Here is a 22,048-nt window from a genome sequence, read left to right as displayed (position 1 = left end):
CGAACGTGCCTGACGTCGCCCAGGATGCCGACCTGCTGACCGCCGCCGCGGTCGCGCTGAACAAGCATGCATCCATGCTGGGTGAACTGGGCGCGCTCTTCGATGCCGCCGGCCACGAGCTGTACCTCGTCGGCGGTTCGGTGCGGGACGCGTTGCTGGGCAGGCTCAGTCCCGACCTGGATTTCACGACCGACGCCCGCCCCGAGCAGGTCCAGGAATTGGTTCGGCGTTGGGCCGACGCGGTGTGGGAGACGGGGATTCAGTTCGGCACCGTCGGCGTCGGCAAGGGCGACTATCGGCTGGAAATCACGACGTTCCGCGCCGACGCCTACGACCAGGTGTCGCGCAAACCCGAGGTGCGGTTCGGCGATCGCCTCGAGGACGATTTGGTGCGCCGCGATTTCACGGTGAACGCGATGGCGGTGCGGGTGATGCCGACCGGGCCGGGCGAATTTCTTGATCCGCTAGGCGGTTTGGCGGCGCTGCGCCAGCGAGTGCTGGACACCCCGGCCGCGCCCGCGGTGTCCTTCGGCGACGATCCGTTGAGGATGCTTCGCGCCGCGCGGTTCGTATCGCAACTCGGCTTCACCGTCGCGCCGCGGGTGCGCGAGGCGATCGACGAGATGGCGCCGCAGCTGGCGCGGATCAGCGCCGAGCGGGTGGCCGCCGAGCTGGACAAGATGCTGCTCGGCGACGACCCGGTGGCCGGCATCGACCTGCTGGTGGAATCCGGCATGGGCGAGGTGGTGCTGCCCGAGGTCGGCGGCATGCGGATGGCCATCGACGAACACCACCAGCACAAGGACGTCTACCAGCATTCGCTGACGGTGCTGCGCCAGGCCATCGCGCTGGAAGACGACGGACCGGATCTCGTGCTGCGCTGGGCCGCGCTGTTGCATGACATCGGCAAGCCGGCGACTCGGCGGCACGAGGAAAACGGCGGGGTGAGTTTTCACCACCACGAGGTGGTGGGCGCCAAGATGGCCCGAAAGCGGTTGCGGGCGTTGAAGTACTCCAAGCAGATGGTCGACGACGTCTCGCAGTTGGTGTTTTTACATCTGCGGTTCCACGGCTACGGCGAGGGTAAGTGGACCGATTCGGCGGTGCGTCGCTATGTCACCGACGCCGGGCCCCTGCTGCCGCGGCTGCACAAGCTTGTCCGCGCCGACTGCACGACCCGCAACAAGCGCCGGGCCGCGCGCCTGCAGGCCAGCTACGACCGGCTGGAGGCGCGGATCGCCGAGCTGGCGGCCCAGGAGGATTTGGCGCGGGTGCGCCCCGACCTGGACGGCAACGCGATCATGGAGCTGCTCGGGATCCCGGCCGGCCCGCAGGTCGGCGAGGCGTGGCGGTATCTGAAGGAGTTGCGGCTCGAACGCGGGCCGCTGACGACCGAGGAGGCAACCGCCGAGTTGTTGTCCTGGTGGCGGTCGCGCGGGAACGCCTAGCGACGGCCCAGCGTCCGAGAAGGCATGGATTACTGCATCGGTAATGACGATGGCTCCGCGGCCATTTGGAATGGCCAGCCCACCCTCGACTTGGACGGCGACGGCCGGCTCGATGCGATCGGGTTGGATCTCGACGGCGACGGCATGCAGGACGACGCGCTGGCGGATTTCGACGGTGACGGGACGGCCGACCACGCCGTCCTCGACCTCGACAATGATGGCGCCCCGGAGGCGTATTTCACCGACGACGGGTCGGGAACGTGGGGGGTCGCCTTCGACCGGGGCGGCCAGCTGCGGTGGTTCGGATTGGACGGCGTCGAGCACACCGGCGGTCCGCTGGTCGACTTCGACGGGCACGGCCAGGCCGACGACCGGTTGCTCGACACCGACGGCGACGGGGTGGCCGACCGGGTGCTGTGCGCCGACGAGGGCGGCGTGACCGGGTACGTCGACTCCGACGGCGACGGCCAGTGGAACGTCAAGCTGACCGATACCGACGGCGACGGGCTGGCGGACGGGGCGAGCGCCTTATGACTGAATTGACCCGCAACCGGGCGGTTATTAGTTTGGGCACCAGTTCGCTTCGGGGATCCGGGGGTAGCAATGTTCGTTGATCCGGACCTGCTGCACTCGGGGGCCAACGAGTCGCACCGCGCCGGCGGGCATGCACAAGCGGGGGCCGAGCAGCTGTCGCGGGGGCCCCTGGCGTCCGGGATGTTTGGGGGCTTTCCCGCCGCAGAGGCGTTTCACGAGGCGGTGACCGCCGCGCACGGGCGGCACGTCCAGGACTTGCAGGCCCACCACGAGACGCTGACCGGACTCGGCCACAGGGCGCATTACGCCGCCGACGAGTTCACGAACATGGATGACCGCAACGCCGCCGAAGAGCGGGCGGTGCGATGGACTTCCGATACATCAGCAGTCCGCACCTCATAGCCGAAGCCGGCGGCGACCCCTGGGCGATTGACGACAGCCTGCAAGCCGGGCGCCCGGCGCAGATTTCCGAACTGGCGCAGGCGTTTCACGACGCCGGCCGGTGCACCACCGAATCCAGCATTGCGTTCGATGCCGCGCGCCGCCGGTTCGAGGCGTCCTGGAATCGGGTGACCGGCGAGCACCCGATCAACGGATCGGCCGAGGTGCAGCGGACCGTGCGGTCGCTCGGTGCGCAGTCCTTGCAGCTGGCCAACATCGGGGCGGACCTGGAAAGCGTCGCGGCGGCGTTGGCCGAAGCGCAATCCTTTGGCGCAGCGGTCATCTCGGCGTTGGAGGCTCGACTGCGGGAGCTTGACGATCTGCTCGGGCAGGCGCTGACGCTGGAGAACGACAGCGGGTTGACCGCCGATGATCGATTGGCGCTCGATGCGTTTATCCGCGCGCTGGAGCAACAAGCCGTCGACGACACCGCCGCGGCGTTGGGTCGGGTGCGGTCTCGGCGTGACGGCTACTCGGAGGCTCTGCAGAGGTCGCTGATCGCCTTGCGCACCGACGGCTACGACCCGGCGGTTCTTCAGTCGGTGGATGCGCCGACGAATGCCGAAGAGCCGCTTCAGGTTCCGCCTTTGGGAGCGAGTGCCGAGGCGGTCAACCGGTGGTGGAACACGCTCAGCGCTGATCAGCAGAGCCGATTGATCGCCGAGCATCCCCCGGAGCTGGGAAACCTCAACGGTGTTCCCGTCGCCGTGCGGAGTCGCGTGAACCAGGCGGTGATGAACGACGACCTTCGTCGCGTGGAAGAGCTGGCTGCGTTGCGCGGTGTGGACGTCAGCGATGTGTTAGCTGAACCCGTGTCGTATGGGCTGACGGGTGCCGCAATCAAGCGCTGTGCCAACGCTTTTCGCACCCAACAGGGCCTGGACGCGTCAGATGGCGTCGCGGACGTCTTCCTGTTGGCCTACCAGCCCGAGTCCTTCGGCGGCGAGGGAACCGCGGCCATCGCGATTGGCAACCCCGACACCGCGACCAACACGGCGGTCTTGGTGAAGGGGGCGGCCACGTCGGTGCGCGAGGGGACGCTGGCGGAGGCCGAGGGCGTGCGCCTGTATCAAGAGTCCGCCCGCGCCGATTGCAACAACCCGACCGCGGTGGTCACGTGGGTCGGCTACGACGCGCCGAATAACTGGTTCGATCCGGCTCTTCGGGAAGTCGAGATGGCCCGGCGTGGTGCGCAGGTGCTGGCGGCCGATGTCAACGCCCTTGCCGTCACCCACGAAGGTGCGCCGACTCATATGACGGTGGTTGGCCACTCCTACGGATCCACTCTCGTCGCGGATGCGGCGGCCGCCTATGGGATGCACGCAAACGACGTGGTCTTGATCGGGTCCCCGGGCACCGACCTGGCGCATTCGGCGGCCGACTTCCATCTGCCACCGGGCGGGCATGTCTACGTCGGCGCTGCGTCCGGCGATGCGGTGACCTGGTTGCCTGCGCAGGTGACCGGCCCCGGCCTAATCGGCGTGAGCTTCGGAGGGCTTGGCGCTGATCCTGCCGTTGATGGCTACGGGTCCACTCGGTTCAAAGCCGAGGTGGCGGGCAATTCGATTAACCCAGCCTTTTCCCATGTGCACTATCTCGACGACGGGTCGGAGTCGCTGTTCAGCATCTCCGATGTGGTTTCCGGCCACGGCGATGCGCTGCGGCGCGACGGCATGTCGGCGCGGCATCGAGGTGAATACGGCCTGGGCCGGTTGGTCGACCCGGAACTTTTGCGTCCCGCGACGACGGGGCATCGCCATCGCGGACCGGAGGGGTGAATCACCAACACACCTTGCTGACCATGGCGGAAGCGACGACGCTGCACCGCTCGGCACGGTCGTGGTATCTCAGGTCGCCCCGTGAAGTGACATCGCGACTCGCTGCCGATTAGCCTTTTTGGAGTGACGATTCCCCACCAGCCTCCTTCGGCGCAGTGGGTACCTCCTGCGGGTGCGACACGGCGTCCGTCGAGCGGCCCGATCGCTGTGGTGTTGGCAACGTTCGGCTTGCTGATGGCTATCGCCGCACTCGTGATCGGTGTCATAGACCTAAATCGGCCGAGTTCGTCGGCGCAGCCGCCGACTTCTGCCTCTACGCCCTCGATGCCGCCACCGACCTTCACAGCCGCCGAAGGAGCAGCGGCAAAGACCCGTGTATGCGCGACCTTCGAGAAAGTAAGCAAAGCGGTCAAGGTAGCGACTTCGGCGCCAAACGGTCCCGAACCGGGGGCCGCCTCGGCGAACGCCCGCGCCGCCCTGGTAGGTGGCGCCTTTGCACTGTCCAGGTCGATAGCACCGGCTACGCCCCCGGACGTGGCCAAACTGGCAGCGAGTTTGGTTGACGCGTATTTGGACTACGTAGTCACGGCGTTTGCCGAAGAGAGGGCAGATGGTGCTCCTGTAGAGAATGCCACAGCGACGCTTCGCGAAGCATGCGCGTAAATCAACCCAGTGAATGGATACAGAGATAGGGCGGTCGTGCGCACCGATTTGCAGGGTGCCTGCTGTCATTTCAATATTGATCGCGGAGATGCGCCGAAAAGCGGGAACGGCGACGCGTAGAAACCCGTCTGGGAGGAGGGGGCATGGCGCCAGACTTGCCTGCAGGAAAGTACACGCCTGCCCTCGTCGGTGCCTGGTGGCCGCAACCCTCAACGGCGTTGAGGGTTGGTGCTACGCATTGGAGCGCCCAACAGCAGCAGCAAGAGCAATACGCACAGGAGCTCCACAACCAGTGGGCACAACTGGCCGCCGATAACCGCGGGCATACCGTGGACGACCTCGTCTCCCGCTTTCAGCAGGGCGAGAAACACCATCTCGACTTAGCCGAGAAATATAAAACGAAAGCCGACGCCTTTGAAAAGGGCGCCGACGCAATCGATAATTTGCGCGAGGGCCTCCGAGGGATCGCTGACGAGTACAACCAGCGGATCGCCAATGTTGAGAGCTCGAAGGAGCCGGCGCCAATCAAGGCGGCAGAAATTGAGAAGCTAATTGCAGAGGCTAACGGATTCGCTGCCCATAAATCGGCTGCCGCGGTTTCGGCAATCACGGACGCGATGCAAAGGATACTTACAGTCGAGGGACTGGCCATGTCCCCGCAGGAGTTCCTCAATAGTCATGGATCAAGTCCCGATGCAAAAGCACCCGTTCCCGCAGAGCAGGCCGATCACGGTGCGGCTGGTTCGGCCCTTGGCAGCCAGGGAAACGGGCCGGGTATTGGCGGTCCAACCAGCAGAGGCGGCACTGCTAATGCATTGGGTGGCAGCGGTCAAGGGTCCGGGGTCGGCGGCCGCGGCGCCCTGGCTGGAGGCCCTGCTGGTGGATCGAACCTCGGTAGCCAAGGGCAAGGATCTGGGCTCGGAGGAGGCGTCGATAGTAGCGGCCTCATCTCCACGCCTGGAGGTAGCAGTGGACATGTGCCTGGTGCACCGGCAGTCGTCTCGCCGCTACCTAGTAGCGGCGGACTGTCACCAGCAGCCGGCCTGGGTGGGCTCTCGCCGAATCAGCTTGGCCAATCGTTCGCCCAAGGAATGATGACCGGACAGCCGGCAGCGACCGGCGCGCAGAATCTGTCACAGGGGCTGATGAACGCAACGGGGTCGTCAGCGACGACACCGCCGCAGGCGCCGGTCGCGCCTCCGGTAGCTCCAACCATTGCGGCGGGTGCCGTCGACTCCGGTGCGGTGGACCATGGCTCGGGTGCATCGGCCGCCACTGCTTCCGGCACCCCGGTGTCCGCTACCGGCGGCGGCATACCAGTCGCCGCGCCGATGCCGGTGTCGACGCCGACGGCTCCAATAACAGGAGCACCCGCCGTCCCGGCTGGCCCACTGCCCGCCTACGGCTCTGATTTACGTCCCCCTGTAGTTGCCCCTCCGGCGGTGTCGGCGCCGACCACGCCGGTATCGGGTGCACCGGTAGCGCCCTCGCCATCGACATCGCCCTCAGCGGGCAGCCCGTTGATGTCAACGGTCCAGCGGGGCGCCGCCGCGCAAGCCGGGGGTAGCGCGGCGACGCCCGCGGGCGCATCGGCGTTGTCGGCGGCAACTGGCGCTCTGGCTGGCGACGTCTCGAGCCGGGCCGCCGAACAGCAGAGGCTGCAACGGCTTGTGGACTCGGTGGCCCGCCAGGCGCCGGGCCTTTCATGGGCCGCCGGCTTGCGCGACGACGGCACAACGCTTTTGGTGTGCAGCATCGGGTGCGGGTGGATCCCGCCGAACGTGAAAATCCCGGTCGGGGTGAACCGACTGCTTGATCCGGCGCCACGCCGACCTGACGCCGACGTGGTCGATCTTCTCGGCACCGTCACTGCTGTGGCGGTGCACAAGGCCCACGGATTCATCGCAAAGCCGGGACCCGATGACCCACCCCTCACCGGTGATCGCCTCGCACGCACCGGCCCGGAAGTCGAAGAGCTTGGCCCAACGCTGGTTGAGGCCGTCCGCCGCCGCGACGGATTGCCCCGAATCGCCCAGACTCTGGCGCAAGCGGCGACACGGGGAACGGGTGTCACCGAAAACGAGGTTGACGCGTTGCAGCGTGAGCTGCAAGCCGCGTACCACAATGCGCTGGAGGATCCTCATGACCTCTCGCGGACAGCCGACTGGATGCTCCTTTCAGCGGTAAAGGCTCTTGTTGAAGGCCACGAGTGGCTGGCGCACTACCACGTAGCGTGGTATATAGCGATTTCGGCCAAGCTGGGGTGACTACCGTTCAAGCTGCTGGGGATTTACCATGCGACTCAACTACTACGCGGTTCGCGTGGCCGCGTTGCGAGGGTTTTGAGGTGCGAAAATGACGGGCGGGGGCTTCAAGGTAAGTCCAGCGGATTTCGCTGGGACAGCTGCGGCGCCACAGGCACCACCCCCGATAATGCCGAACGGCCTTCCTCCGGGATCCGGTGCACCAGCTGACGGTGCCCAGGCCGCACTCGCAGCCGCCGGCAATCTCGGCGTAGGTGGCGACCAAGCATCCAGCGTCCAAGGTGATGCCGATCGTCGCGCGCACGCGCTCGACGCCGCCAGGAAGTTTCCGGAAAACGAGGCCCAATCCTCACAACAGTTCCAGCAGCTGGCACAGATGCTTCCTCAGATGGCCTCGGGGATCGCGGGTTCGCTGACCGGCGCGCTCGGCGGTGTCATGGGACCGCTCACGCAGCTTCCGCAACAGGCGATGCAGGCCGCGCAGAGCGCGATTCAGCCGCTCATGGGGGCGGCGAAGGGCGGCGAGGCCGCGGCGGCGCTGACTGATATGTCCGCGGAAGATCCCGGTTTTGGCGGCGCTGGCGGTGGCGACGCGGGTCTTGGTGGTGGTGGCGGCGGGGGCGCCGGCCTAGGCGGTGGCACCACCCCGACCGGATTCATGGGCCCGCCGCCCGTGCCGTCGTCGTCGCCTCCGACCACACCAGCCTCAGCGTCGGCCAAACCGGTGACGGTGACGCAGACCGGTGGCATGACGCCGCAGAGCGGTCCGATGGGCATGACCGGCATGCCGATGATGCCCGGCGCGATGGGAGCGGGCGGGGACGGAAACAAGGACAAGCCCGCAGAAAAGCGCGTCACGGTCCCGGGGATTCCCAACGGCCAGCCGGTCAAGGGCCGCCTAACAGCCCCGCCGAGCGTTCCCGTCACCAAGTCCGAGGGCAAGCCACCCGTCGTCGCCAAGCCCAACCGTCGGATCGTGATCGTGCCGACGGACGAAGAACCAAAGGAATAGACCTTCCGGACAGGCCCCAAAAGCTGAAAACGGCAATTCTCGATGCTTTGGAGAAATATCGACTTTGAATTGCATTTCCAATCCGATTGCATCGAGGCCATGACCCCGAATACCGCCCAAAAGATGAGTGGTCGCCGCCCGCTAGCGGCAGTAATGTCGTGATCGTGCGGCCATTACTATCCGCAGTGGCAGCGCCACACAGCAGGGTGACGCGTGTGCATCGGGGTGGGCAAACCAAGGTCAACTCGTGGGCCAGAAGTTATTGGAGTTGTTTCTGAGGTGTCCGATACGGATGCGGTGCGCCCGGACGCGGCGGCGGATAAAGCATTAGTTGACCAGGTCTTGGCGGACCTAAAGGCGAATTTCGAGAAGTGGGAGGCCGTTCTGGCCGCCCAGGAGTCGGTGACTTTTACGGCCGATGTGGGTGACGTCTACGCGGTGTGCAATTCGGACGGTCGGCTCACCGGGCTGTCGTTGGCGCCCCACGTGGTGACGTCATACTCGTGTCGGGAGTTGATGGACCGACTGAATATGGTTTTTGAGGCATTGCGCGAGGAGGCGCAGGCCGATTTCGATCGGAATTACGGTGGGAATCGTTGAATGATGCTGCGATGACGCGCGCGGTGGCCGCCTTGTCCCGGGGCCACCGCCTCTTCGCCGGCGACGGCGCCGACAACGACGTCAGTGACACGCCCGCGCAGCTACACGCCTACGCCGACGGGATACGGGGGGCGACGACCCGATCGGCCACCTCGGCCACAAGGCTGCGCCGGCTGGCCGAGTCCGACCGGTCGCTGGCCGCGGTCTTGGCGACGGCGCGTGCCGACCGCTTCCAAGCCAGGACCGCGACGGGACTTAACCTGCACGCCGCGATGGCCGATGCCGCACCGGCGGTCGACACGCCGCTGGGCCGGCGCGAGGCGGTGGCGCGGATGGCGGCGCGGTTGCGCGCTCAGCACGGCCACATCGTGCGGTCGCGGGCCAGAGCCCGGCTGTTGGCACTGCGACTGCGACACCTGCGCTACCCGCATGCCCACGCCAGCGCCGGCAGCGGCCGCGCCGCGGTCCTGACCGCCATCCATAAAGCCTTGGACATCAAGGGCATTCATGATCCGGTGGCCCGCGCCCGCTGGGAACGCGGCATGGATCTGGTGGCCCGCCGCGAGTCGAACTACGATGCCCACGCCGAAAACAACTGGGACGCCAACGCGGCGCGGGGCACACCGAGCAAGGGCGCGTGGCAGTTCATCGCCCCGACCTTCGCCGCCTATCACCAGCCCGGCACGTCGGCGAGCATCCACGACCTGGTCGCGCAGGCCTGCGCCTTCATCAACTACGCACAACGCCATTACGGCGTCGCCGTCGACGCGTCGAATCTGGCCGATCGGATCCAGCAGGCCGATCCCCGCCGCGGACCGAGGGGCTACTGAACAATGCCGTTGAGTTTGTCCAACCGCGACCAGAATTCGGGTCACCTGTTTTACAACCGGCGGCTGCGCGCGGCGACCACCCGCTTCTCGGTGCGGATGAAGCACGACGACCGCAAGCAGACGGCGGCGCTGGTGCTGTCGGTCGTGTTGGTGGCCATCGCTTCGGGCTGGATGGTGCTGCTCAATGTGATCAAACCCAGTGGGGTGGTAGGTGATTCGGCGATCATCGGTGACCGCGAATCGGGGGCGATCTACGCGCGCATCGAAGGCCGGTTGTATCCGGCGCTCAATTTGACCTCGGCGCGGCTGGCGACGGGTACCGCCGGGCAGCCGACCTGGGTGAAGCCGGCCGAGATCGCGAAGTACCCGACCGGGCCGCTGGTCGGCATTCCGGGCGCCCCGGCTGCCATGCATGTGAACCGGGGGGCGGTGTCGGCGTGGGCGGTGTGCGATACGGCGGGCCGGCCGCGCACCGCGGACAAGCCCGTGGTGACGTCCATCGCGGGCCAGCTCATCGGCGGTCGCGCCGCCCCGATGGCCAAGGACGCGGGGCTGCTGGCGACGTTTCAGGGCGCCACCTATGTGATCTGGGGCGGAAAGCGCTCGCAGATCGATCCCACCGACAGGGCGGTCACCCTGAGCCTGGGGCTGGACCCGGGAGTCACTGTGCCGGTGGAGATCTCGCGGGCGCTCTTCGACGGGATGCCGGCGACGGAGCCGCTGCGCGTCCCCAAGATTCTCGAGGCCGGAACCCCGTCCAAGTGGCTACCCGGTTCGCAGGTGGGGGCGGTGCTGCAGGCCCAGACCGCCGGCGGCGGCAGCCAGTTCTACGTACTGCTCACCGACGGGGTGCAAAAGGTCGGCGGGTTCGTGGCCGATCTGCTCCGCAGCGCGAACTCCTACGGCTCGGCGTCGCCGCGGACGGTCACCCCGGACGTGCTGGTCAACATTCCCGAGGTGAACTCGCTGACGGTCGATTATTACCCGACCGGACACCTGAATTTCATTGACTCCGCGGCGAATCCGACCACGTGCGTCGGGTGGGAGAAGGCGTCGACGGACCCGCAGGCCCGCGTCGCCATCTACAACGGGCGCGGGCTTCCGGCGCCCTCGTCGATGGACGACCGGATCGTGCGCCTGGTCCGTGACGACCGCGACCCCGCATCCGTCGTGGCCAATCAGGTGCTGGTGTTGCCCGGTGCGGCCAACTTCGTGACGTCGACGAGTGGCGTGATCACCAGCGACTCAAGGGAATCGCTGTTCTGGGTGGCCGACAACGGGGTGCGGTTCGGCATCGCCTCCGACGACTCGACCCTGCGCGCGCTGGGTCTGGAGCCGGCGATGGCGGTTCAGGCGCCGTGGCCGTTGCTGCGGACCTTCGCCGCAGGCCCGGCGTTGTCGCAACAGGCGGCGCTGGTGGCGCGCGACACGGTGCCCGCGACGGGACAGGCGACCGTGGTGACGACATCCGCAAGGGCGGGAGGCTAGAAGGTGTCCAAGAGAGCGTTCCCCATCAACCGCGTCAAGATCCAGCCGCCGAAACCCGTTCGGGTGGCGCCGAATGCGCCGATAGCCCTGCCCGAACGCGAACCCCGCAACATCTGGGTGATGATCGGCGTGCCGGCGTTGATCGTCGCGCTGATCGGCACGGTCGTCATGCTCTACGTCTCAGGGGTGCGCAGCCTGTCAACCGGGTTCTTCCCGCTGATGGGCATCGGCGCCTTCAGCATGCTGGCGTTTTCGGGCCGGTTCGGGCGCGCGCGCAAAATCACCTGGGGGGAACTGGAAAAGGGCCGCCGCCGCTACCTGCGCGACCTCGACAGCAACCGCGACGAGATCCAGACCGCGGTGTGCGCGCAGCGGCACTGGCAGCAATCGGTGCACTCCGACCCCCGCGGCCTCGGCGCCATCATCGGCGGTCCGCGAATGTGGGAGCGCGGTCGCGGAGACGTCGACTTCTTGGAGGTGCGACTCGGCACCGGCGTGCAGCATGCCCCGGATTCGGTGCTGTCGGTGACGTGGCCCGACATCGCTTCCGACGAGGAGCTGGAGCCGGTCACCGGCCAGGCCCTGCGCGATTTCATCTTGGAACAACGCAAGATTCGCGACATCGCCAAAGTAGTGAACCTGCGATCGGCGCCGGGCTTCAGCTTCGTCGGTGACGATTTGAACCGGGTTCGGTCGCTGATGCGCTCGGTGCTGTGCTCGCTGGCCGTGTTTCACAACCCGCGCGACCTCAAGTTGATGGTGGTAACCCGCAACCCCGAATTGTGGTCGTGGATGGTATGGCTCCCGCACAATCTGCACGACGAGCTGTTCGATGCGTGCGGGTGGCGGCGCCTGATCTTCGCGACACCGGAGGAGCTCGAGGCGGCGCTGGGCGCCGAGCTGCACATGAAGGGCAGGCGCGGCCAGTGGACGCCGCTGGCCGCGGCCAGCCCGACTACCCTCGGATCGGCCCTGGAGACCGGCCAGCCCGATGCCGGGGCGGACCTCGGCCCGCACTGGGTGATCGTGGACGACAACACCGGCAGTCCGGAGGCTTGGGAAAGCGTGGTCGGCCAAGTAGGCAAGGCTGGGATCACGGTGCTGCGCATAGCCTCTCGGGCCGGCATCGGTGTCGGCTTCGGCCGGGACCAGCTCTACGAGATGAGCGAGCGGCATACCGCGGTCGTCGACGGGCCGGCACACGCCCGGCGCAACGGCGACAGCAGCGAGGACGACGACGGCCGTCCGGCGCCGCTCCTTCGCACCGGCGGCAAGTTCTTCGCCCACGCCGACCAGCTGTCGATCCCGAGGGCCTACCGCTACGCACGCTCGATGGCTCGGTGGTCGCCGACCAGCAGCGCCGAGATCGCCGACTCGACCAGCGGCGCCGCCGAACTGCTACGAGCGCTGGGAATCGCCGACCCCCGGGAGTTGGATGTCGACCGGCTGTGGGCCGAGCGGCGCGGCCGCGGCGACGAACGGTGGTGCGAGATACCGGTCGGCGCCAAACCCAATGGCGAGCTGCAGAACGTGATCATCCGCGCAAAAGACTTCGGGGGCTTCGGTTTTCACTCGGTTGTCATCGGCACCAGCGGCTCGGGCAAATCGGAGTTCTTCCTGTCGTTGGTGTACGGCATCGCGCTCACCCACTCACCCGAGACGTTCAATGTGATCTTCGTCGACATGAAGTTCGAATCGGCAGCCCAGGACATCCTGGGTATCCCCCACGTGGTGGCCGCGCTGTCGAACCTCGGCAAGGACGAACGGCACCTGGCCGAGCGGATGCGCCGGGTCATCGACGGTGAAATCAAGCAGCGCTACGAGCTTTTCACGTCGGTGGGCGCGCGCGACGCCAACGATTATGAGGAGATCCGTCTGGCCGGACGCGACCTGCCGCCGGTGCCGGTGCTGCTGGTGATCGTCGACGAATACCTCGAGCTGTTCGCCAACCACGACAAGTGGATCAACCTGATCATCCACATCGGCCAGGAGGGCCGCGGCGCCAACGTTTTCTTCATGCTGGGCGGGCAACGGCTGGATCTGTCGTCGCTGCAGAAAGTCAAGTCCAACATCGCATTTCGCATCGCGCTGCGCGCCGAATCCGGCGACGACAGCCGCGAGGTGATCGGCACCGACGCCGCCTACCACCTGCCCTCGAAAGAAAACGGTTTCGCGCTGCTGAAGGTGGGCCCGCGGGACCTGGAGCCATTCCGCTGCTTCTACCTGTCCGCGCCGTTCGTCGTGCCGAAGAAGAGTCAGGTGGTTCGAACCGTCGACATGACGCTGACGCAACCCCGGCTCTACAACTGGCAGTATCAGCCGCTGGACGAAGCCGACGCCGCGGCGTTGGAGGCCGCTTCCGCCGCCGACGAAGAACCCGACGAATTCCTCTTGCACGAGGACGGCTTCAAGAAAAAGAAGATCGTCGACGTGCTGCGGGAATCGCTGCAGACGGTGCGGCACCGGGCGCCGCGCCGGCCGTGGCTGGAGCCGCTGGAGCACCCCGAACCCGTCGACGCGCTGGTGTCCGGCTGGCGCGGCAAGCCGTGGCATGTCGACTACGGCCGCAACCCCGGGCTGGTGTTCCCGGTGGGCGTCATGGACATCCCCGAAGAGTCCAAGCAGGTCGTGTATTCCGTTGATGCGTTGCGTAGCAACATCATCGTGGTAGGCGCCAAGCAGCGCGGCAAGACGACCACGATGATGACGCTGATGTGCTCGGCGGCAATGATGTACACGCCGTCGCGGGTGACGTTCTTCTGCGTCGGCGGTGCGACCATGGCCCAGATCGGGTCGCTCCCGCATATCGCCGACATCGTGTCACCCAGGGACACCGAGGGCATCGAGCGCATCTTGAGCAGCATGGACGCGCTCATCGACGCCCGCGAGGACGCCTTCCGGCGCGCCAACATCGACCTGGACGGGTTCCGCGAGCGGCGGTTCGGGCCCGGCAGCGACGGGCTGGGCGGGACCGACCCGAATGACCCGTTCGGCGATGTCTTCGTCGTGGTCGACGACTACGACGACCTCTACACCAAAGACATGGTCTTGGGCGATCGCATCATCTCGTTGAGCAGCCGTGGTCCCGAATATGGGGTGCACGTGATGTGCAGCGCGGGCGGCTGGATCCACGGGCAGCGGCAGAAGCTGCTGCAGAACGCCACCGCACGGATCCAGTTGCGGCTGGCCGAGCCGGGGGAGAGTCAGATGGGCCACTCGGCCATCGAATCGCGCGAGGCCGCCCGTCGGACGTTGAACCGCCCCGGATTTGGCCTGACGGACTCGCTGCACGAATTGTTGGTCGGCGTTCCCATGGCGGTCGATCCGGCAACCCGCACGGTGGTTGATACACCCGACCTCGGCGCGCGCATCGCCGAGGTCGCCGGCGTCACCAAGCACGCGGTCCTGCAGCGGCTGCCGGAGCGCATCGAACTGAGCGCGATCCTGGCGGCCCACGCCGGCGCGGAGGATCTGTCGATCGCGTTCGCCATCGGCGAGCGCCACCAGCTGGGGCCGGTTCCGCTCCGCCTGTCGGAGAGCCCCGGCCTGATGATTCTGGGCAGGCAGGGCTGCGGCAAGAGCACCTCGCTGGTCGCCATCGGCGAGGCGGTGATGAGCCGGTTCAGTCCCGAGGAGGCCCAACTGACGCTGATCGACCCCAAGGCCGCCCCGCACGGCCTACGGGACTTGCACGCCCCGGGGTATGTGCGCGCCTATGCGTATGACCAGGACGAGATCGACCGAGTCCTAACCGAACTCGCGCAGGAGGTGTTGCTGCCGCGGCTGCCTCCCAAGGGTCTGAGCCAGGAAGAGCTGCGTGCGCTCAAGCCGTGGGAGGGGACCCGGCATTTCGTGCTCATCGACGACGTTCAGGACCTGCGCCCGGCGCAGACGCAGAGCTATCCGGCGACCGCACCCGTCGGTGCGGCGCTGTGGATGCTGATGGAACGTGCCCGCCAGATCGGCCTGCATGTGTTCACGACGCGCAACAGCACCAACTGGGCGACGCTGCAGATGGATCCGTGGACGAGGTACCAAACGTCGGCGAAGGTCGCTCAGCTTTATATGGACAACGATCCGCAGAATAAAATCAATCGACTCGTGCGGGCCCAAATGCTGCCACCGGGTCGTGGATTGCTGGTAACCGATGAATCCGATGTCGAAGGTATTTTGGTCGGCCTACCGTCGATTGTTGCCGGCAAATAGCGGCGCATCAAATAGCGCGCAATAAAGGCGCTCACCCGGCGCCCGCTGAAAATGGCGATTTCAGTTGCCACGCACCACGTGTCACCAATGTGACCCCCGTTACAGAAGGGACGGTAGCGCCCTCTGCGCTTCGAGTGACACCAATTCAACGCAAGTGCAATTGCGTGGAATGTGGCCATCAGACGAAATTTGAGGTGCGCTCGAACAGCAGATATTCATTGTGAATACGCAGTCTGCCGACAGGCGCTAGACTGGCCGATCATTCGCAGAGATACGACTGCGGAAACCTCGGAGGGAAATTATGTCGTGGACCGTACAACCCGAGGCCGTTTTGGCGTCCGCTGGAGCGGAATCGGCGATTAGCGCAGAAGTCGAATCGGCAGCGGCGTCGGCTGCACCGGCCCTGCTCGGCACGTTGCCGATGGGCAATGATCCCGACTCGGCCCTGTTTGCCACCGCGCTGAACGCGTGCGGGGGCGCCTACTTGGGCGTGGTCCAGGAGCACTCGCTGCAGCGCGGCTTGTTCGCCGGAACCCAGAGCATCTCGGCATGCGTCTACACCGCCACCGAGGCGGCGCGCGCGTTGACGCTCGGGTTGTAAGCAGGACACATGCCTGATCCGGGTTGGGCTGCGCGTCCACCTGAAGCCAACGATCTTCTGCTCAAGCTGGGGACCGGGGTTGCGACGATGCTGGCGAACGGGGCGGCCTGGACCGCCTTGGGCGCCAGTCACCATGCCTCTGGCGTCGCGTCGGCGATCAACACCGCGGTGACCTCGATCAGCTGGGCCGGGCCCGGGTCGATGGGCTCGGCGGCGAGCATCACGGCGCTGAACGCATCGCTGCACGGGTTGGCCGGCTGGGTAGACGTGAAGCCGGGAATCGTCTCGGCGGCCGTCTCGGCGTACGAGACCGCCAACGCGGCCATGCGCCCGGAGCCCGAGTGCACCGCGAACCGTGTCGAATGCGCGGCGGACTACAACATCAACCCACTGGTGTTCGGTGCGTTGACGCCGCGCATCGGCTCGCTCGAGTTCGAGTACTACGGGGTGATGTGGCCGAACAACTCCGCGACCGGCGCCAGCTATGGGGCCGTCCTCGCGGCACTGGCCGAAAGCCTGGCCATTCCACCGCCGTTGGCGACCATGGGTGCCTCGCCCGCCGCCCCGGCCGAGGCGGCCTCGGCGATCGGCCCGGCCGCCGCCGACACCGCCGCCGGTGATGGGATGCGGTCGGCCTTGCAGGGCGCGCAGTCGGGTACGACGGGTGCCGGTCAGGCGGCATCCAGCGGCCAGGACATGGGCGGCCAGATCGGCACCTTCATGCAACCACTGCAGTCGATGCTGGGCGCGGTTCCGCAGGCCCTGCAGGCGCCCTCGCAGATGATGCAGGCGCCGATGAGCGCCATGCAGCCGCTGCAGTCGATGATGGGCATGTTCGCCAACCCGGGTGCCCTGGGCGCGGGTGCCGCGACACCCGCGTCGGCGGTCAGTGCGGTTTCCGCGGCGCCCGGGGCGGCGGGCGGCCTCGGCGGCGGCGGGGCTTCGCTCGGCGGCGGCGGCATGCCCGCGACCACCTTCACCCGTCCGGTCAGTGCGTTCGAGCCCGGCAGCAGCGGCCGCCCGGTGGGGCTCCGACCCAGCGGGGCGCTGGGTGTCGAATCGGTGCGCTCCCCGACGACGACGTCGACGGGCGGGACGGGTGTCGGCGGCATGCCGGTGGGCCACGCGGCGGGTGGCCACGGCGGGTCGCAGAAGAAGTCCGAGCAGCCGTCCACTGTGCGCGTCGTCGACCAAGCGGTCTGAAAGTGCCTGCTCAGCGGGTGAATCGACACATCTGAATAGCGCCCATACACTTCGACCCATGCCCCCGGGGTCAAAAGGGGATTCAAAAGGGGACACGCCTAACCGGATAAGGAGTATCGCAGTGACAATCAAGGTGACACCGCAATTGCTGCGCAGCACCAGCCACGACATCCAAGCGAATATGGAGCAGGCGATCGCAATCGCCCAGGGCTACTTGGCAAATCAGGAAAACGTGATGAACCCGGCAACCTGGTCGGGTGCGGGCGTCGTCGCCTCTCACATGACCGCCGCGGAGGTCTCGAATGACCTGAACAAGGTGCTGATGGGCGGCACACGCCTCGCCGAGGGCCTCACCCAGGCCGCGGCATTGATGGAAGGCCATGAGGCCGACTCCCAGGCCGCGTTCCAGTCTTTGTTCGGCGGCGCCGCCCACAACGCGTAGTAATTCCAGGCTTATTCAGATTTCGAAAGGAACTTCATCATGGACGACATGATCACGTATAACCCCGGCGCCGTCGCAGACTTCGCGACAGATGTTGGTTCTCGCGCCGGCCAACTCCACGCGATCCACGAAGACGTCGCGAACAAGACGAATGCGCTGCAGGAGTTTTTCGCCGGCCACGGTGCGACGGGCTTTTTCGACGCCCAGTACCAAATGCTGTCCGGACTGCAGGGCTTGATCGATACGGTGCGCCAGCACGGTCAGACGACTAACCACGTGCTCGACGCGGCGATCAGCACCGACCAGCAAATCGCCGGTCTGTTCTGAAATCCCTTGCCCAGCGGGACTGTTCGTGCCGCTGAGCGGTGACCGAGGCGGGGCACCGATATGCATGTGCCCTGCCTTCGGCGACCGGCTGAGGTGAATTTGGCGTGCTGACAACGACTCTCGATGGCCTGTGGGTGTTGCAGGCGGTGACCGGTGTGGAGCAGCTGTGCCCCGAGCTGGGCCTCCGCCCGTTGTTGCCGCGGCTGGAGACCCCGGAGCTGGCGCTGCGCCATCCGGTCGTCGCCGAACTCAAGGCATGCGGAGCGCTCGACGAGGCGGGCAATGCCGACCCGATGATCCGGGAATGGATGACCGTCCTGCTGCGGCGCGATCTCGGGTTGCTGCTGCTGATCAACGTGCCGGGGCGCGAGCCCAGCCGCGCGGCCATCTGCCGCTTCGCCAGCTGGTGGGTGGTGCTGGAACGCCACGGCGAGCTGGTGCGGCTGTATCCGGCGGGCACCGCCAGCGAGACGGCCACGGCCACCGAGCTCGTGGTGGGCCAGGTCGAACGGCTCTGCGGTGTCGCCGAAGCGGCGCCGCTGCGGCCGGTGACCCTGGATACCGCGGAGCTGCTGGAGTCGGTGCACGACGCCGCCAGCCTGAAGTCGTTTCTGCTCAAGCAGCGTTTGGACGTCGACCAGCTGCACATCCTCACCATGGCCGCCGATCCGGAACGTTCTGCGCAGGCGGCGATCATCGCGGTGCAGGCCGGCGTCGGACCGGAACAAACGGCCCGCTTTGCGATCGCGGACTCGTCCGTGGCGATCATGGACACGATGGCCGGCCGGCTGTGCGCGGAAGGCGTGGTGTCGGGCGGGCGCCGCTACCAGGTTCTCTCACCGGGATCGCGCAGCGACATCGGCGCGGCCGTGCGGCGGCTCATCGAAAGCCTGCCCGCCGGGGAGGAGTGGTACTCCTACCGGCGCGTGGTCTGACAAGCTCGCTACCGGGGCCGCAAAAGACGCGTTACAACCAATCATCGGAATGGCAAACCTCGCACGCTTGTAATGCACTTCGCGGGCTTGATCGCGGAAACGGGCTATCCCAAATCGTGTTAGAGTTGGCGGTCGTGACGACCTCTTGGAATGACCCCAATATGTACGACGAAGAGAGGCTTGGGCGGGGGGAACCGCCAGCGGCGCGCCACCGGGATTCGGTATCGGACACAATGCGTATTACCGATTTAGCCGCACCCCGAAAAATCCCGCCGGGCTCCGGCTGGCGAAAATTCATTTACAACATTTCTTTCCGCAATATAAACCTCGGGGAATCACCCAGGGAACGGCATTATCGCGAATTAAAGGAACGCATCCGGCGGCATATTCGGCGGCAGTTCGTCATCACGCTGGTCTCGGGCAAGGGCGGCGTCGGGGTGTCGACGCTGGCCGCATGCATCGGTGGCGTCTTCCGCGAGTGCCGCCCGACGAACGTGATCGCGATCGACGCGGTTCCCGGTTTCGGAACCCTGGCGGACCGCATCGACGAGTCGCCGCCCGGTGACTACACCGCCATCATCAACGACACCGACGTCCAGGGCTACGCGGACATCCGGGAACATCTGGGCCAAAACGTGGTCGGGCTCGACGTGCTGGCCGGCAACCGGACGTCCGATCAGCCCCGGCCGCTGGTGCCCGCAATGTTCGCCGGGGTGCTGGCGCGGCTGCGGCGCACCCACAACGTCATGGTGGTCGACACCGCCCCGGACCTCGAACACCCCGTCATGAAGACCGTTCTGGACAACACCGACACCCTGGTGTTCGTCTCCGGAATCACCGCGGACCGCTCCCGGCCGGTGCTGCGCGCCATCGACTTCCTCAGCGCGCAGGGCTATCACGAGCTGGTCTCGCACAGCACCGTGATCATCAACCACACCGACAGCGCGGTCGACAAGGACGCCCTGGCCTACTTGACCGAGCGGTTCACCAAGGTCGGCGCGACCGTGGAAGTGATGCCGTTCGATCCCCACCTGGCCAAGGGCGGCATCATCGACACGGTCCACGAGTTGAAGAAGAAGTCGCGGCTGCGGCTGTTCGAGATCACCGCGGGGCTTGCCGACAAGTACGTGCCCGATGCCGGCGCCGAGAGGGCCCAGCAGTGACCTCGCCCCACAAGGTCGCCTTCCCGGCGCGGTGTGCGGTCAACATCTCCTACGACAGGCACCTGTGCTCGCAGGTCTTCCCCGCGGGGACGCCGGTGGAGGGCTTCTTCGAGGGCATGGTGGAACTGCTCAGCGACGACCTGAAGCGCAAGGGCTTCGACGGGGTCGCGTTGCCGCCGGGCAGCTACGAGCTGCACAAGGTCAACGGCGTGCGCCTGGACATCAACAAGAGCCTCGACGAGCTCGGCGTCCAAGACGGCGACACACTGGTGCTGGTGCCCAGGGTCGACGGTGAATCCTTTGAGCCGCAGTACGAGTCGTTATCGACGGCGTTGGCGGCCATGGGCAAGTGGCTGGGCCGCGATGGCGGCGACCGGATGTTCGCACCCGTCACCGCGCTGACGGCCGCGCATACGGCGATCGCGATCGCTGCCATGGCGGCCGGCGTCGTGGTCGGGTTGACCCTGCGGGAGCGCACCTTCACCGACGGGCCGGTCCCGGCGGCCGTCGCCGGCGGGGTCGGCCTGCTCCTGGCGGTCGCGTCGATCGTCGTGTTCCGAGGCTGGCCGCAGCGGCGCGACATGTTCAGCGGATTCGCTTGGCTCACGGTGCTTTTGGTCGCCGTGGCGGGCGCGTGCGCGCCGCCCGGGCGGCTCGGCGCCCCGCACGCGCTGATCGGGCTCGTGGTGGTGATCCTGGGCGCCATCGCGATCAGCGCCGCGACGCGCAAGCGGTGGCAGACTGCGGCGGCGACCGCGGTGGTGGCAATCTGCGGGATCGCGGCCGCGGTGGCCGCCGCCCGGATGTTCCGGCCGGTGTCGGTGCAGGTGCTGGCGATCTGCGTGCTGTTCGGGCTGCTCGTGCTGGTGCGGATGGCGCCGACGATCGCGCTGTGGGTGGCGAGGGTGCGGCCGCCGCACTTCGGATCCATCACGGGCCGAGACCTGTTCGCGCGCCGTGAGGGCATGCCCGTGGACACGGTGTCGCCGGTCAGCGCGAAGGAAACCGAGGACGAGGACGACGAACTCACCGACATCACCGCCCGCGGCGCCGCGATCGCCGCCTCGGCGCGGTTGGTCAACGCGATTCAGGTCGGCCTGTGCGTCGGGGTGTCGATTGTGCTGCCCGTCGCCGTGTGGGGGGTACTGACGCCGGGTCGTCGCTGGGCGTGGTTGGCGCTGCTGGTCGCCGGCCTCGTGGTGGGCATTTTCATCACGCAGGGCCGCGGATTCGCCGCCAAGTACCAGGCGGTCGCGCTTGTGTGTGGCGCATGCGCGGCGGTGTGCGCCGGTGTCGTCAAGTACGCGCTGGCCGGGCCCAGGAGCCTCGAAGCCGCCCTGGTATGGCCGGCCGCGCTGGTCGTGGCCTTCGCCGCATTGGGTTTGGCCGCAGCGCTTTTGGTGCCCGCGACACGGTTCAGGCCGTTGATCCGGCTGACCGTGGAGTGGCTCGAGGTCCTGGCCATGATCGTGTTGCTGCCGGCCGCCGCGGCTCTGGGAGGGCTGTTCACTTGGCTTCGCCACTGAAACCGGTGTGCACCCGGGCCGCCGCGATCTTCGCCGTCCTGATCCTGGTCGCCATTACGGGCAATATTCCTGCGGCCCAGGCCATTTCACCGCCCAAGGTGGATCCGGCCGCGGTGCCCCCGGATGGGCCGCCGCGACCGGACCAACCGATGCGGCGCGGCAACAGCTGCTCGGTGCCGATCACGGTGAAGACGCCCGACGTCTCGCAGCTGGCGCCCGGTTTCGACCTGCTCAACATCAGCCGGGCGTGGCAATACAGCACGGGCAACGGGGTTCCCGTCGCGGTCATTGACACGGGGATTACGCCCAATCCGCGATTGCCGGTCGTGCCCGGCGGCGACTACATCATGGGGGAGGACGGCCTGTCGGACTGCGACGCGCACGGCACCGTCGTCGGCGCGATCATCGGGGCCGCACCGCAGGGCCTGGTGCCGATGCCGCGGCCGATCCCGCCGACGCCGGCGTTCCCGCCGCCGGCCGCGCCGCCGCCGGCCGCCGGGGCGCCTCTGCCCCCGGTGGAGGTTCCGCCTCCCGCACCGCCGATGGCGGGCGCGTGCGCGCCGCCCGGGCGGCTCGGCGCCCCGCAC

General features: G+C 67.1%; 18 protein-coding genes and 1 pseudogene. All 19 read left to right on the top strand.

The genetic code is table 11. The features are described 5' to 3' along the window. Window positions 1-5 precede the first annotated feature (5 nt). Window positions 6-1,448 (top strand): CCA tRNA nucleotidyltransferase, encoded by a 1,443-nt coding sequence (locus A9X00_RS06400; RefSeq protein WP_067150669.1) that lies wholly within the window; start codon window positions 6-8, stop codon window positions 1,446-1,448. A gap of 24 nt (window positions 1,449-1,472) precedes the next feature. Further along, window positions 1,473-1,982 (top strand): pullulanase, encoded by a 510-nt coding sequence (locus A9X00_RS06395; RefSeq protein WP_067150666.1) that lies wholly within the window; start codon window positions 1,473-1,475, stop codon window positions 1,980-1,982. Between the two features lie 69 nt (window positions 1,983-2,051). After that, window positions 2,052-2,384: a DUF2563 family protein gene (locus tag A9X00_RS06390; RefSeq protein WP_067150663.1), complete on the top strand. Its 333-nt coding sequence runs from the start codon at window positions 2,052-2,054 to the stop codon at window positions 2,382-2,384. After that, window positions 2,348-4,201 (top strand): alpha/beta hydrolase, encoded by a 1,854-nt coding sequence (locus A9X00_RS06385; protein ID WP_067150660.1) that lies wholly within the window; start codon window positions 2,348-2,350, stop codon window positions 4,199-4,201. The genes A9X00_RS06390 and A9X00_RS06385 overlap by 37 nt, the downstream gene beginning before the upstream one ends. A gap of 1,341 nt (window positions 4,202-5,542) precedes the next feature. Next, entirely contained in the window at window positions 5,543-5,959 is a 417-nt protein-coding gene (locus tag A9X00_RS31665) for a hypothetical protein (RefSeq protein ID WP_156771954.1), read from the top strand. A gap of 428 nt (window positions 5,960-6,387) precedes the next feature. Beyond that, window positions 6,388-7,131, top strand: a complete 744-nt coding sequence (locus tag A9X00_RS31660; protein ID WP_156771953.1) for a DUF5632 domain-containing protein — start codon at window positions 6,388-6,390, stop codon at window positions 7,129-7,131. Between the two features lie 88 nt (window positions 7,132-7,219). Beyond that, complete coding sequence (locus tag A9X00_RS06375) at window positions 7,220-8,140, top strand: hypothetical protein (RefSeq protein WP_369830723.1); 921 nt, start codon at window positions 7,220-7,222, stop codon at window positions 8,138-8,140. A gap of 279 nt (window positions 8,141-8,419) precedes the next feature. Continuing rightward, window positions 8,420-8,740, top strand: a complete 321-nt coding sequence (locus A9X00_RS06370) for a DUF2710 family protein (protein WP_067150654.1) — start codon at window positions 8,420-8,422, stop codon at window positions 8,738-8,740. A gap of 11 nt (window positions 8,741-8,751) precedes the next feature. Then, on the top strand, window positions 8,752-9,570 hold the full coding sequence (locus A9X00_RS06365; protein ID WP_067150651.1) for a transglycosylase: 819 nt from the start codon (window positions 8,752-8,754) through the stop codon (window positions 9,568-9,570). A 3-nt stretch (window positions 9,571-9,573) separates the two neighbouring features. Continuing rightward, window positions 9,574-11,058, top strand: coding sequence for a type VII secretion protein EccB (eccB, locus tag A9X00_RS06360; RefSeq protein ID WP_067150648.1), 1,485 nt, complete (start codon window positions 9,574-9,576; stop codon window positions 11,056-11,058). A gap of 3 nt (window positions 11,059-11,061) precedes the next feature. Beyond that, the gene (gene eccCa / locus A9X00_RS06355; protein ID WP_067150644.1) at window positions 11,062-15,264 is read left to right on the top strand and encodes a type VII secretion protein EccCa; all 4,203 of its coding nucleotides are present in this window, start codon (window positions 11,062-11,064) and stop codon (window positions 15,262-15,264) included. A 301-nt stretch (window positions 15,265-15,565) separates the two neighbouring features. Beyond that, window positions 15,566-15,865 carry a PE domain-containing protein gene (locus tag A9X00_RS06350; RefSeq protein WP_066941081.1) on the top strand — a complete coding sequence of 100 codons (300 nt, stop codon included), beginning with the start codon at window positions 15,566-15,568 and terminating at the stop codon, window positions 15,863-15,865. 9 nt (window positions 15,866-15,874) lie between these two features. After that, the gene (locus A9X00_RS06345; protein WP_067150640.1) at window positions 15,875-17,068 is read left to right on the top strand and encodes a PPE family protein; all 1,194 of its coding nucleotides are present in this window, start codon (window positions 15,875-15,877) and stop codon (window positions 17,066-17,068) included. Window positions 17,069-17,183: 115 nt separating this feature from the next. Next, entirely contained in the window at window positions 17,184-17,510 is a 327-nt protein-coding gene (locus tag A9X00_RS06340) for a WXG100 family type VII secretion target (RefSeq protein WP_142282202.1), read from the top strand. Window positions 17,511-17,549: 39 nt separating this feature from the next. Further along, on the top strand, window positions 17,550-17,837 hold the full coding sequence (locus tag A9X00_RS06335; protein ID WP_067150633.1) for a WXG100 family type VII secretion target: 288 nt from the start codon (window positions 17,550-17,552) through the stop codon (window positions 17,835-17,837). Between the two features lie 104 nt (window positions 17,838-17,941). Next, window positions 17,942-18,772: an ESX secretion-associated protein EspG gene (locus tag A9X00_RS06330; protein WP_067150630.1), complete on the top strand. Its 831-nt coding sequence runs from the start codon at window positions 17,942-17,944 to the stop codon at window positions 18,770-18,772. 134 nt (window positions 18,773-18,906) lie between these two features. Further along, a complete protein-coding gene (locus A9X00_RS06325; protein ID WP_156771952.1) occupies window positions 18,907-19,935 on the top strand; it encodes a MinD/ParA family protein in 1,029 nt (342 codons plus the stop codon). After that, window positions 19,932-21,461, top strand: a complete 1,530-nt coding sequence (gene eccD / locus A9X00_RS06320; RefSeq protein WP_082974745.1) for a type VII secretion integral membrane protein EccD — start codon at window positions 19,932-19,934, stop codon at window positions 21,459-21,461. The genes A9X00_RS06325 and eccD overlap by 4 nt, the downstream gene beginning before the upstream one ends. Beyond that, a pseudogene (locus tag A9X00_RS06315) lies at window positions 21,446-22,048 on the top strand (type VII secretion-associated serine protease); the annotation flags it as partial. The gene eccD and the pseudogene A9X00_RS06315, both read left to right, overlap by 16 nt.

It is taken from the genome of Mycobacterium sp. 1245805.9 (assembly GCF_001672915.1).
GTDB lineage: Bacteria > Actinomycetota > Actinomycetes > Mycobacteriales > Mycobacteriaceae > Mycobacterium.
This window is presented reverse-complemented; position numbering and strand designations above follow the sequence as displayed.

Bases quoted from the DNA above. Each gene is read 5' to 3' on its own strand.
- A9X00_RS06390 (WP_067150663.1), top strand. From the start codon at position 2,052: ATGTTCGTTGATCCGGACCTGCTGCACTCGGGGGCCAACGAGTCGCAC.
- A9X00_RS06375 (WP_369830723.1), top strand. From the start codon at position 7,220: ATGACGGGCGGGGGCTTCAAGGTAAGTCCAGCGGATTTCGCTGGGACA.
- A9X00_RS06365 (WP_067150651.1), top strand. From the start codon at position 8,752: ATGACGCGCGCGGTGGCCGCCTTGTCCCGGGGCCACCGCCTCTTCGCC.
- A9X00_RS06350 (WP_066941081.1), top strand. From the start codon at position 15,566: ATGTCGTGGACCGTACAACCCGAGGCCGTTTTGGCGTCCGCTGGAGCG.
- A9X00_RS06335 (WP_067150633.1), top strand. From the start codon at position 17,550: ATGGACGACATGATCACGTATAACCCCGGCGCCGTCGCAGACTTCGCG.
- eccB (WP_067150648.1), top strand. From the start codon at position 9,574: ATGCCGTTGAGTTTGTCCAACCGCGACCAGAATTCGGGTCACCTGTTT.
- A9X00_RS06385 (WP_067150660.1), top strand. From the start codon at position 2,348: ATGGACTTCCGATACATCAGCAGTCCGCACCTCATAGCCGAAGCCGGC.
- A9X00_RS06395 (WP_067150666.1), top strand. From the start codon at position 1,473: ATGGATTACTGCATCGGTAATGACGATGGCTCCGCGGCCATTTGGAAT.
- A9X00_RS06345 (WP_067150640.1), top strand. From the start codon at position 15,875: ATGCCTGATCCGGGTTGGGCTGCGCGTCCACCTGAAGCCAACGATCTT.
- A9X00_RS31660 (WP_156771953.1), top strand. From the start codon at position 6,388: ATGTCAACGGTCCAGCGGGGCGCCGCCGCGCAAGCCGGGGGTAGCGCG.
- A9X00_RS31665 (WP_156771954.1), top strand. From the start codon at position 5,543: ATGGATCAAGTCCCGATGCAAAAGCACCCGTTCCCGCAGAGCAGGCCG.